Annotated in this window: 9 protein-coding genes; 5 read left to right on the top strand and 4 right to left on the bottom strand. The window is 47.0% G+C overall.

The genetic code is table 11. From position 1 onward, the window contains the following. Positions 1 to 1,485: a M48 family metalloprotease gene (locus AWU77_RS06730; protein WP_084618155.1), complete on the bottom strand. Its 1,485-nt coding sequence runs from the start codon at positions 1,483 to 1,485 to the stop codon at positions 1 to 3. A 212-nt stretch (positions 1,486 to 1,697) separates the two neighbouring features. Here AWU77_RS06730 and AWU77_RS06735 point away from each other — a divergent pair, with 212 nt between their 5' ends. The 5 genes from AWU77_RS06735 (at position 1,698) to AWU77_RS06760 (ending at position 10,995) form a co-directional block, all read left to right on the top strand. Next, entirely contained in the window at positions 1,698 to 1,958 is a 261-nt protein-coding gene (locus AWU77_RS06735; protein ID WP_152625294.1) for a sulfurtransferase TusA family protein, read from the top strand. 118 nt (positions 1,959 to 2,076) lie between these two features. Continuing rightward, positions 2,077 to 4,986, top strand: a complete 2,910-nt coding sequence (locus AWU77_RS06740; protein ID WP_238582333.1) for an insulinase family protein — start codon at positions 2,077 to 2,079, stop codon at positions 4,984 to 4,986. A gap of 452 nt (positions 4,987 to 5,438) precedes the next feature. Beyond that, complete coding sequence (gene aceE / locus AWU77_RS06750; RefSeq protein ID WP_062060649.1) at positions 5,439 to 8,090, top strand: pyruvate dehydrogenase (acetyl-transferring), homodimeric type; 2,652 nt, start codon at positions 5,439 to 5,441, stop codon at positions 8,088 to 8,090. A gap of 95 nt (positions 8,091 to 8,185) precedes the next feature. Further along, complete coding sequence (gene aceF / locus AWU77_RS06755) at positions 8,186 to 9,802, top strand: dihydrolipoyllysine-residue acetyltransferase (protein WP_062060652.1); 1,617 nt, start codon at positions 8,186 to 8,188, stop codon at positions 9,800 to 9,802. Positions 9,803 to 9,981: 179 nt separating this feature from the next. Continuing rightward, on the top strand, positions 9,982 to 10,995 hold the full coding sequence (locus AWU77_RS06760; RefSeq protein ID WP_062060655.1) for an alpha/beta hydrolase: 1,014 nt from the start codon (positions 9,982 to 9,984) through the stop codon (positions 10,993 to 10,995). Here AWU77_RS06760 and AWU77_RS06765 read toward each other — a convergent pair. The 3 genes from AWU77_RS06765 to mobA all read right to left on the bottom strand — a co-directional run bounded on the left by AWU77_RS06765 (position 10,964) and on the right by mobA (position 12,739). Further along, positions 10,964 to 11,578, bottom strand: coding sequence for a DUF1287 domain-containing protein (locus tag AWU77_RS06765; protein WP_062060657.1), 615 nt, complete (start codon positions 11,576 to 11,578; stop codon positions 10,964 to 10,966). The genes AWU77_RS06760 and AWU77_RS06765 overlap by 32 nt on opposite strands. A 56-nt stretch (positions 11,579 to 11,634) precedes the next feature. Next, on the bottom strand, positions 11,635 to 12,018 hold the full coding sequence (locus AWU77_RS06770) for a VanZ family protein (RefSeq protein ID WP_062060660.1): 384 nt from the start codon (positions 12,016 to 12,018) through the stop codon (positions 11,635 to 11,637). 97 nt (positions 12,019 to 12,115) lie between these two features. Beyond that, positions 12,116 to 12,739 carry a molybdenum cofactor guanylyltransferase MobA gene (gene mobA / locus AWU77_RS06775; RefSeq protein ID WP_062060663.1) on the bottom strand — a complete coding sequence of 208 codons (624 nt, stop codon included), beginning with the start codon at positions 12,737 to 12,739 and terminating at the stop codon, positions 12,116 to 12,118. Positions 12,740 to 12,912: the final 173 nt, after the last annotated feature.

Consider the following 12,912-nt stretch of genomic DNA (forward strand, 5'->3'; position numbering starts at 1 on the left):
TTAAAAGCCTTCAGCTTGCATTTGCGCGGTAACATATTTCAACCGCTCTTCAATTAATGCAGTGCGATAGCTGTTGCCTTGTGTCATTTTCAAAGCGTTGCGCAATTGAATTTGTGCGCGGTCATACACACCATTCAAAATAAAATATTCTGCGCGAGCCTCATGCACTCCGAGAATATTGCCTGCTAAGCCATTCACTTCTGCCAATAAATACCACACATAGTCATCGTTACTGCGTTTGCGCGAGTAGCGATCCAGAATATCTGCACATTGCTGGTAAAGGCCCGCTTTCATCAATGCTTCCGCATGGCGGATGATTAACGGGTAGCTATGGGGATGCTGTTTTAGTTGCGCCTCAAGAATATCCAGTCCGGCTTTGTAACGCTCGGCGGCGATTTCAATATCTGCCCGCATAATTTGATAGGTGACGCGGGTAGGATCTTTTTCAAGTAGCGGGGCGAGCGCATCGCGTGCCGCATCAAACTGGCTGGCTTCAGTGAGCGCCAGCGCAAGGCCATAGCGGCTGGCATCTGGGTTGTCGCTCTCTTTGTCTAATTCGCTCTTGAACATTCTTGCCGCAAGTTGAGGGGTTTCCTCTGCCTTCACTCTGACTCGGGTGCGCACCAGCAAAAATTCAAGGTTGTCTGCAACGGGTTTACGTTCGTATTGCATTGCGCGGTTGCGCGCATCGGCTACGCGGGTTTCACTGACTGGGTGAGTGAGCAGGTATTCCGGCGGGCGGCGATTGAGGCGGTTGGCGCGCACCATCTGCTCAAACATATCAGCTGCAGCGTAGGGATCCAGGCCGGCTTCAACAATTGTCTGCATGCCAATACGATCGGCTTCTTGTTCATTTTGGCGGCTAAAGGCAAGTGATGCCTGCTGTGCGGCAGCTTGAGTACCCATAATGGCGGCCATGCCTGCATCGCTATTGCTGTTTGCGGCTAATACTAAACCAGCGAGCATGCCCGCCAGCATCGGCATCATCATGTTTTTTTGCTGTTCCAATCGGCGTGCATAGTGGCGCTGACTTAGGTGCCCCAGTTCATGAGTGAGTACGGCGGCTAATTGATTCTCGGTTTTTGCATACATCAGCAAGCCGGTGTGTATACCAATGATATTTCCGGGTACCGCAAAGGCGTTAAGCGTGTTATTTTCGGCGACAACCAAATCAATCCGCTTCTCATCCAGCTGGCTATGAGGAATCAGGCGCGCAAACAGTTGTTCCAGATAGTCGATAATCATGGGATCAGACGACGTGGGTACTTGGCTGCGGTACGCTCTGAGCCAGCGCTGCCCCAGTATCTTCTCCTGCGCGGGAGAAATCATAATCGAGCTGGTATCGCCTAGATTGGGGAGGTCTATCTCTGCGTGGCTTGCAAATGGGTTGGCAACCAAGCCGCCAACCAATAGAAATGTGAGGCTGACCGGTGTTAGTAGACGTTTGCTAATGGTGGATAGATGGCGCTGAAACGAGATAAACACAGTATTGATCGACTCCTGCTGGAATCCGCCTTGAGAGATTTGGCGGCAAAAAATAGGGCGTAACTCTAGCCTTTTTGATGTGTAAAGACTAGGTTAGCAACCTTTTATGACCATATGCTTGATGACTGGTTCGATAAACTTGGCAGCAAATGCTGATGGCAGCCTAAGGTATTGTCCTTAGACGCGCGCGCACTCTATATAGGTAGCATGTTTTGAGTGACATTATTGACTGCTTTAACCATCCTGTCGCCCGACAGTTGGACACCACCGGCCTGCGTTGCCCGCTGCCATTGCTTAAAGCCAAGCAAGCATTGCGCGATATGGCTACGGACCAGGTACTGCGAGTATTGGCAACCGATGCAGGTTCAGTACGAGATTTTCAAGCTTATGCCCAGCTAAGTGGGCAGACGTTATTAGCGTTTGCAGAGCGGGATGCGGTGTATTGTTATCTGCTTAAAAAAACTGTGGCATAGCGCCAGCGCGTGAAAATTGATTTATCAGTAGGTTGCTGCCAGTAGGTTGCTGCACAGATACTACTGATGGCTAAGTGAGTTTGTTATGGTGAAATTGTTGTGCAGATGTAATCTGAGATTGTGTGCCTCTACGTTGGCGGCAGTTGCATTCCTGTTTGCCAGTCAACTACTGATCGCTCAAGGCGGTGTCGAGAGCCCTAGAGCAGAGGGCGGTGTTAATTCCATCTTTAACGCAACTATCGATCTTAATACCACCAGAGGTGTTATCAAGAGTGAAAATGACAAACGTTCATATCGCTATTTAGTATTAGATAATCAGCTGCGGGTGCTGTTGATATCGGATGCTACTACTGAAAAATCGGCAGCAGCGCTGGATGTGAACGTCGGTGCAAATCAAAATCCTGAAGATCGCGCTGGGCTCGCTCATTTTCTTGAGCACATGCTTTTTCTGGGTACTGAAAAATACCCGCTAGCCGGTGAGTATCAAGAGTTTATCTCCCAGCATGGTGGCAGTTTTAATGCTTATACCGCAGCGGAAAATACCAACTATTTTTTCGATATCGATAATGATCAACTAGATCCTGCTTTGGATCGTTTTGCGCAATTTTTTATTGCGCCGCTGTTTAGTGCCGACTATGTTGAGCGTGAGCGCAATGCGGTAAATTCTGAGTATCTCGCCAAATTAAAAGATGATGGGCGGCGAGAGTGGGATGTATATCGCGAGCTGATGAACCCCCAGCATCCCAGCGCAAAATTTTCTGTAGGTAACTTGACGACGCTAGCCGATCGAGATGGTCGTTCTGTACGCGATGATATGATTGCGTTTTACCAGCAGCACTATTCATCACACCTAATGAGTTTAGTTGTGTTAGGTCGCGATAATCTGGATACGCTTGAAAAGAGAGTTCGCGCTCGTTTTAGTGCAATTCCAAAGCGGGATATCAATATTTCCAGTCATTATCCTTCGCTGTTTGACAAGCAGCGCCTGCCTGCTAGTGTCGCTATAAAGCCGGAAAAAGAACTGCGCCAGCTCACCTTCAATTTTCCCATTCCCAATCCAGATCAGTTTTACGAGAAAAAACCATTCGCTTACATCGCCAATCTCTTGGGGCACGAGGCTGAGGGTAGTTTGCTGTCCTTGCTCAAGCGGTTGGGCTGGGCTGATGCGCTCTATACCAGTATTGGTTTACAAAGCCGTAAAGATGCAGTGTTTCAATTAAATATTCAATTAACACCTCAAGGAGTGCGTGCTCGCGATCAAATTGTATCCTTGGTGTTTCACTGCATAGAGCAGCTCCAGCAGCGCGGTATGTCATCCTGGCGCTATAGTGAATTGCAGCAAATGGGCGATTTAAATTTTCGTTTTCAGGAAAAGAGTGCCCCCATTCAAACTGTTAGTGCATTGGCGGAGTCGATGAGGTTGTACACGCCGAGAGATATTTTACGTGGCGACTATATTTACTCGGTCTATGATGAGCGACTAATCAAGAAAAGCTTGTCGTATTTGAGTAGTGATAATTTGCTCTTGGTATTGACTGCGCCAGATGTTGAGCCCTACCGCATATCGGCATTGTACTCGGCACCATTTGTAGTGCGCGCCGGCATTCCTGAATTGCTGGACCTAAAGCCAGCGGTGCGCAAAGAATTATTTTTGCCAGAAAAAAATCTTTTTTTGCCTAAGCGATTAACAGTGAAACCTGGCTCGCTTTTGGATGAGAACAGTGTAGCTGACGCCCAGCCGCAGCTTATTTTAGATAGCAAAAATATGCAGGTGTGGTATGCGCAGGATCAGCAATTTATGCAGCCGCGCGCAGCGATTAATCTGCGCATAAAATCACCGTTGGTTGCCAGTAGTGCAGAAGGTGCTGCACAGGCTCAATTGTTTGCTGCATTGATTTCTGATCAGCTCAATGAATACGCATATCCGGCAAAACTGGCAGGAATTGATCACGATATAGTGGCAAATTCGCGCGGTTACGACATTAGCGTTTTTGGTTACTCAAGTCGCCAAGGTTTGCTGATGAATAAAATCATGGAAGTTATGCGCACCAGTAAATTTAAAGAGGAACGGTTTTCGCTAATCAAAGAAAGTTTGTTGCGCGCGTGGCGCAATCAGAATAAAGACTTGCCCTATCAGGTTCTTGCCAAGCAAATACCGGTATTACAGTCCGCGCCTTACTGGAGTAATGCGCAATTAATCGCAGCACTGGAAAATAAAACATCCGAACAATTTGCTCAATTTTCCAATCGGCAGTTAATTGATGCAAAAGTGGATGCGCTTTTTTATGGTAACTATTTTCGCGCTGAAGCATTAAAGCTTGCTGTTTTGGTTGAGCATGAATTATTAGGTCGCCAGACTGGGCGCGATTTACCCCCCACAAAATTATTATTCTTGCCTAAAGGTACAGATAAACCTTGGCTTTATACCCATCCGTTAGAGCATGGCGATAAAGTAGTTGAGTTACTTATTCAAAGCCCGTCTCTGTCAGTTGACGATACAGCACATATGATGCTTGCGCTGCAATTGTTGCAGCCTGCATTTTATAATCAGTTGCGTACAGAGAAACAATTTGGCTATGTCGTGGCCGCTGCGGCAGCGCCACTACTTAATCTCGAAAATAGTTTGCTTATTGTTCAATCCCCTAATGTGACTGAAGAAAAAATTATTCAAGAAATTGATCTGTTTTTGGATGAGCAGTACACGCAATTATCTGAGGGTTTTAACGCGAATCAGCAATCACTGATAAAAAAAATGCGCGAACCTGCGCGTTCGCTGAAAGAGCAGGGCGAGCGCTACTGGAGCCTAATCACTACCTACAATAATCACTTCTCTCGCCGTCTTGAGCTTGCTGATGCAGTAGCACGCATCACACCTGATTCGCTCGCTGATTTTTATCGCGTGGTATTTATGGATAAAAATAGAAGGCTCTGGTTAACATCGGATGCTCTTTCGGAGCATGAAAATTTTTTTCGTGTCAATGATTTGCTGATGCATAAACAGCAGATGCAAAGTATTGCACAGCCTTAGTTGGTGCATGATGGGATATATAAAGCTCGGAGTTGCAAGTTCATTCGTTCTAATGCTGTTTTTTGGTGCAAGCAAAAAGAAATTTATCATTATTTTTACTGATTACTGCTTGGTGAATCACAAAAGTTTGGGTAATAATGCCAGCCTTGTTGCGAACGTGTTTTTTTAACAGCGCAGCTGTATTTAAAGCGCTTGGTTCAGCGATTTGTGCACTAAAGTTGTGCCCCTCCAGAGTGTTACCAAATTGGCTAGGGCTGGTAAAAAATTCCCATTTATGCAAGAATTCGGGGATTTTTTACACAAGTAAAAGGAATATTCCTCCTGTAACTCCATGAAATCTCTGCTCATTTTTCAACTAATGAGTAAATTTTGTGCGATGCCCAGATCCAAATTCCTGTATTAGATACTACTGCTACGTGATATGCGCTATGCGCATAGCTGAGGAGATTTGAATGCTACAAGATATTGATGCCATTGAAACAAAAGAGTGGCTGGACGCCCTAAAGTCAGTCGTACGTCACGCCGGTAAAGACCGCGCTGCTGAGTTGTTGAAATCACTGTCTGAGTCCGCCGTTAACCATGGCATTGAACAGCCTTCATCTATTCGTACCGCTTATCGCAATACCATCCCTGTCGAACAAGAAGTTGACTATCCTGGCGATCTGAAAATGGAGCGTAAAATTCGCTCGATCATTCGCTGGAACGCTATGGCCATGGTAATGAAGGCCAACGATAACGATGATGGTTTAGGTGGTCACATTGCTTCATTTGCGTCTTCCGCTACTTTATACGATGTAGCATTCAACAATTTCTTCCGTGGTAATGACGGTGAAGTTCCTGGTGACTTGGTTTACTTCCAAGGTCACGTATCACCTGGCATGTATGCCCGTTCTTATGTTGAGGGTCGCCTCGATGAATCTCATTTGGACAATTTCCGTCGTGAAGTAAACGGTGGCGGTTTGTCGTCTTATCCTCACCCATGGTTAATGCCGGACTACTGGCAGTTCCCTACCGTATCTATGGGCTTGGGGCCAATCAAAGCAATCTATCAAGCGCGTTTTAACCGCTATATGGAAGCCCGTGGTCTTACTCCGGTAAGTGACCGCAAGGTATGGGCATTCCTAGGCGATGGCGAATGTGACGAGCCGGAAAGCTTGGGTGCAATTTCTCTCGCGGCGCGTGAGAAACTCGATAATCTGATTTTTGTGATCAACTGTAATTTACAACGTTTGGATGGCCCGGTACGCGGCAACGGCAAGATCGTGCAAGAGCTTGAGGGTGTATTCCGCGGTGCTGGCTGGAATGTAGTTAAAGTTCTGTGGGGTTCCGGTTGGGACCGCCTGCTGGAAAAAGATAAAACTGGCCTGTTGCAAAAGCGCATGGACGAAGTAGTCGATGGCGAAATGCAAAACTACAAAGCAAATGGCGGAGCTTATACTCGTGAGCATTTCTTTGGTAAATACCCGGAGTTGTTGGAGTTAGTAAGCGATATGTCTGACCAAGATATTCTGTATCTTGCGCGCGGCGGCCACGACGTTAAAAAGGTTTATAACGCCTATCACAATGCAGTGAATACCAAGGGTCAACCAACTGTTGTGCTTGCTCAAACCGTTAAAGGTTACGGCATGGGTTCATCGGGCGAAGCAATCAACAAAACTCACTCTGCCAAGTCTTTGGCGGTTGAAGATTTAAAGAAATTCCGCGACCGTTTTGAGTTGCCGTTTAAAGATGAAGAATTGGCTTCGCTGCCTTACTATCGTCCAGCGGATGATAGTCCTGAAATGCAATACATGCGTTCGCGCCGCAATACCCTGAACGGCTATTTACCATCGCGCAAATCGGATTTCGATCCAGTTGTAGCGCCTGCATTAGAGGCTTTTGCTGCACAGCTGAAAAGCACCGGCGAGCGTGAAATCTCTACCACCATGAGTTTTGTACGGATTCTGTCGTCACTGGTTAAGGACAAACAAATCGGCAAACAAATTGTGCCAATCGTGCCGGATGAAGCGCGTACCTTTGGTATGGAAGGTATGTTTAAAACCATCGGTATTTATTCATCCGAAGGTCAAAAATATACCCCTCATGATGCTGGCCAAATGATGTCTTACCATGAGTCGGCTACTGGCCAGATTCTGGAGGAGGGTATTAACGAAGCAGGTTCTATGGCTTCGTGGATTGCTGCAGCAACTGCCTACAGCAACTACCGTGTACCCATGATTCCGTTCTACATTTACTACTCCATGTTTGGTTTCCAACGTATCGGTGACTTGGCATGGGCAGCGGGCGACTCGCAAGCGCGTGGTTTCTTGCTCGGTGCTACCGCTGGCCGTACTACCTTGAACGGCGAAGGCTTGCAGCATCAGGACGGCCATAGTCACGTAATGGCGAATACCATTCCTAACTGCCGTACCTATGACCCAACCTATGCTTATGAGTTAGCGGTGATCATTCAGGACGGCATCAAGCGCATGTATCACGATAAAGAGAATGTGTTCTATTACATCTCTTTGATGAATGAAAATTATCAACACCCTGAAATGCCAGAAGGTTCACAAGAAGGCATTATCAAAGGTATTTATCAACTAGAGAAAGGTACTGGCAAAGCCAAAAACCGCGTTCAATTGATGGGTGCCGGTACTATTTTGCGCGAAGTGCGTTTTGCTGCAGAAATTCTGCGCAGCGACTTTGATGTTGAAGCCGATGTGTGGAGCGTAACCAGCGTGAATGAACTGACTCGCGATGGTCAGCGCGCTACCCGTTGGAATATGTTGAATCCGACTGCAACTCCGCGTAAACCTTATATCACTCAAGTGTTAGAAGCGGCGGAAGGTCCATTCATTATTTCAACTGATAACTTGAAAACCTACTCTGAACAGTTGCGTGCCTATATTCCAGGTTCGTACACCGTATTGGGTACTGAAGGTTTTGGTCGCAGTGACACCCGTACCCAATTGCGTCATTTCTTCGAAGTAAACCGCTACTTTGTGGTGATTGCAGCACTTAAATCTTTGGCGGACCAAGGCAAGATTAAAGCCGATGTGGTTGCCAAGGCCATCAAAAAGTTTGGCATTGATCCGGAAAAAGCGGATCCAATGAGCGTATAAAACCGTCGCCCTCTCACAAAGAGGGCGATGTTGTTTGTATCCGTCCAAAACATTTATCAAATGTAGAAATAACCGATTAGCGAGGAACTACTACAGTGGCAATTCAAACAATTAAAGTGCCTGATATTGGCGGCGCAGAAGGCGTTGAAGTTATCGAGATCTCCGTAAATGTAGGCGATGTTATCGCTGAAGGCGATTCGATTGTCGTGCTGGAAACCGACAAGGCTTCAATGGAAATCCCGGCCGATGTTGCAGGCAAGGTTGTCGCTATTAAAGTAAATCTTGGCGATAAAGTATCGCAAGATGCTGTATTGCTTGAAGTGGAAGCAGAAGGCAGTGCCGCTGCTGCTCCGGCTCCACAAGCGGCGGCTCCGGCACCTGCACCTGCTGCATCGCCTGCGCCAGTTGCTGCTGCCACTGCCACAGCATCGGCTGCCGGAACCGAAGTACAAATGGTAGTTCCGGACATAGGTGGCGCCGAGGGTGTCGAAGTGATCGAGATCTCGGTAAATGTTGGCGATGAGGTTGATGCTGGCGATTCATTGATCGTGCTCGAAACCGATAAAGCCTCTATGGAAATTCCGGCCGAAGCTGCCGGTAAAATTGTTAGCCTTGCGGTAAAAGTGGGCGATAAGCTTTCTCAAGGTTCAGTAATTGGTGTGCTCGCCACCAGCGGCGGCGCTCCTGTTGCAGCAGCACCTGCGGCTGCACCGGCTAAAGCAGAAGCAGCTCCTGCCGTAGCCGCTCCGAAAGTAGAAGCACCAAAGGCGGCGTCTGCCCCAGTTGCTGATGTTGCTCAAACCGGCGATGTTTATGCTGGCCCAGCGGTGCGTAAACTGGCTCGTCAACTCGGTGTTGATATGGGCAAAGTGTCTGGCACTGGCCCACGTGGTCGCCTGTTGAAAGACGACGTACGCGCTTATGTAAAACCTATAGTGCAAGCGGCGCAATCCGGCGCATCTTTTGGCGGTTCAGGCATTCCCGCATTACCCGTAGTCGATTACTCCAAGTTTGGTGAAATCGAAATTGTTAAAATGAGCAAAATCAAAAAACTGACTGCTGATGCCATGACTCGTAGTTGGTTGAATGTTCCGCGCATCACCCAGTTTGACGATGCTGATATCACGGATCTGGAAGTTTTCCGCAACAGCATGAAAGCTGAAGCAGAGAAGCGTGGCAGTAAATTGACTCCATTGCCGTTTATTGTTAAGGCAGTGGCTGCTGCTTTGGTTGCAGAGCCTTCCTTTAATGTTTCTGTGCATCAAGACAACGAAAGTATTGTGCATAAAAAGTTTGTACACATTGGTATCGCAGTTGATACACCCAATGGTTTGTTGGTGCCGGTTGTTCGCAACGTGGATAAAAAAGGTTTGTTTGAACTGGCCGATGAAATTAATGTGCTCGCCAAAAAAGCACGTGATGGCAAGTTGACCCCAGCAGAGATGCAGGGTGGTTGCTTCACCATTTCCAGCTTGGGCGCTATGGGTGGAAACGGCTTTACACCAATGGTATCTGCACCAACTGAAGTGGGTATTTTGGGTGTGTCCCGTGCACAAATGAAGCCTGTGTGGAATGGTAAAGAGTTCATTCCGCGCAATATGTTGCCACTGTCATTGTCTTACGATCACCGTGCAGTAAACGGTGCTGATGCCGGTCGCTTTATGACTTATCTGGTATCGGTAATCGGCGATTTGCGTCGCTTGTTATTGTAATAATTTGAGTTTGTGCAGTTACAAAAGGGTCGGCAATTGCTGGCCCTTTTTTGTTTTTGTTTTTGTTTTTGTTTGATGTTTTTATCAGTTTTGCTTTTTGGTTATAGCTAGTTACACTTAATAAAAAATTTTATCGGCAATTATTTGGTCATGTGATTTCTCTACTGAGTGATATAACGATGACCTATGTAACAAATATTTTGCGCTTTTCGATAATGCTGTGGTTTGCTGCTTTAATTGGCTGCCAAAGCATTACGCAAATCGATGATCCTACCAACACATATACCCCCGAAACGACTTACCAAAAACTGATCGGCGAATTTCCGTTTATTGATATTGCCAGCCGTGCTGTGCCTGAGTCTGTAAGGGAAATTAAAAATATCACCTATGTTCGTTACGGTGAGCGCGCATTGCAGTTGGATTTATATCTGCCTAAATCTGCGTCATCCCATAAAAAGCCGGGCATTGTGTTTGTTCATGGCGGTGGTTGGCGTGCGGGCTATCGCACTAACTTTACCCCCATGGCGATTGCTATGGCGGAGCACGGCTATGTAGCAGCAACCATCAGTTATCGCTTGTCTCCGGAGGCACGATATCCTGCGGCGATTCACGATGTGAAGGCGGCTATTCGCTGGTTGCGCAAAAATGCTAAAAAATATGGCGTCAACCCTGATCAAATTGCCGTGGGTGGTGGTTCGGCGGGCGGGCAAATTGCCAGCTTGACAGGCATGACCAATGGTTTGGAAAATTTTGATCCGCAAGCAACTGAATCATCTGTTTTAAGTGCAGTACAAGCGATTGTGAATATAGATGGTCTGTCTGATTTTACCTCGGAAGCGGCACGTTTCCATGAGGATGACCCGCGCAAGAATCCTTCGGCAGCGGGCGCCTGGTTTGGCGGGCGCTACGCTGAAAAAACTGCATTGTGGCATGAGGCATCGCCAACTTTTTATGTAAACCAAAACACGCCGCCGATTTTATTTCTAATCAGCGCGCAAGAGCGTTTTAGTGTTGGGCATAAAGAGATGATTGAAAAAATGAAGCCTTTTGGTATTCCCTACCAAGTAGCTCAAATTCCGAATTCACCACATTCTTTTTGGCTGTTCGATCCCTGGCTGCAGCCTTCGGTGGAGGTTGTAGTGAATTTTTTAGATCGGCAGTTCAAAACAGCGCGTAGCGATAATGCCCACTAATCTTGTAGTCAAATAACATATCTTCAAGCTGTGGGCCTGCGCCAATGTTGTGGACAATTAATGGGCGCAGACCATCGGCGGAAAAGCGATTCGTTACAATGCCAATGTGCGGCAAGTTCCCCGGCAGCATCCAAGTGACTAAATCGCCTGCTTGATAGGCTTGTGCTTGGTTTGATATTGCGAGCTTTTTGCCGTGGCGAGTAAAAAAAGTTTGTAAATTGGGCACGCGGCGATGATCGATATTGGTATCCGTTTTGTTTTGTCCCCAATTCTTTTTTGCTGGATAAAGTGCAAAGTTTTTGCGCATATCTTCATGCACTAATTGTTGCAGATCGATCCCAAGCTTGCGGTACGCGCGAATAATTACATCAGTGCATACACCGTATTGCGCCGGTACATCCCCCATGGGGTAGGTGATTTTAAAGTAGGCTCCGTTGTAGGTTACCCGCTCTTGCGTTTGCGCCACTGCTGCTGCAATTAGTTGCTGGGTCTTATCTGCGTGCGCGGTAATATTTTCTGCGTTGCAATATTGTGCGACGAGAAATATCAACCCGCTGAGAAAAGATGTTAATAATTTAGTCATCGGACTTATCCTTAAGTTTAAATTACGTATAGGGGGTTACTCTTCAGTCTGGAGGTTTACTGCTGAGTTTTGCTGTTCCAATACAACAGCTTGGCAAAAGGCGCTACTGTTTTTTCCAAAAGCATAATTATCGTTAACCCTAATAAAACGCCGCCGCTATTGGCAAGAATATCCATTCCGCTAAATGTGCGCGGCGGATTGAAATACTGGCCGACTTCAATCGCAATGGAGTAGGCAATTAAAAATGCTGCGCGTTGCCATATAGGCCAAGTCGGCCGCGCAAAACTAATCGAAAATGCTGCAATACAGTAACCCGTAAAGTGCATCAGCAAATCATTAAACACTGGAATGTTATTTTCAGGGTGGGGTGTTAAACCCAGGTAGGTATAAATCGCTAACAAGCCATAAAATTGCATCACGCACAAACAACGCCAAAGCATAATTCGCTCTCCGTAAAAGTTCGGCAGAGCATAACAGTTTTTTGAAGTGGGCTGATGTAACGATTGCGTTCAGCAATAGGGTTATTGCCGGGCTAATTTACTTGACCAGTGCGACTAGCGGTTCTGCGGCGTATAGGTCTTGCGGGACATTAATATTAAAAAAAGGATCGTAGTTTTCTACTGCAAATTCTACTTCCACCAGCTTTTGTTGTTTGATCCAATCCTGTAGGCGGGGTGTATCGCCCGTTTGCAGTTGTTGATCAATCTTACCCAACAGCGATGCATGCCAGAGTGCAAAAATAGGGTGGGTACGATCCTGGGATTTGGCGACGGCGAGCTGCGCATGTTGGCCTGTGGCAGCATCGAATAAACGAGTAACCAAATCGGCAGGAAAGAAGGGCGTGTCCGATGCAAAGCTGGCCAGCCATTCCGCATCCGGGTTCTTGGTTTGCATCCAGGATAAACCCGCGTGAATACCTGCCAGCGGGCCGAGATTGCCGGGGTAAACATCTGGAATCACCGGCAGGCGAGTGCGGGCGAAACGCAGGCTATTGCCGTTGGCGTTGAGTAGCAGTTGGCTAACTTGTGGCTGGGCGCGCTCGACAGTCCGTTGTAGTAGTGTTTTGCCACCCAGAGGCAGCAGGCATTTATCACCCCCGCCCATACGCTTGGCAAGTCCGCCGGCAAGAATAATACCGACAACGGATTGGAAATTACTCATAGGTGTTTTTGACTGGCTCAGAATTATCGTTGGCGATTAATCTGGTGCGCATCCTAGTGTTTGGCACATTAATCATTGTTTGCATATAGTGTCTAGTGTAGCTGTTGAGTGAGCGCATCACCATGATTTTTATGTGAAGTGCTGACCAGTGTGTGGATTTGCCACAAACTTTC

Origin of the sequence: Cellvibrio sp. OA-2007 (assembly GCF_000953825.1) — a bacterium.
Classification (GTDB): Bacteria; Pseudomonadota; Gammaproteobacteria; order Pseudomonadales; family Cellvibrionaceae; genus Cellvibrio.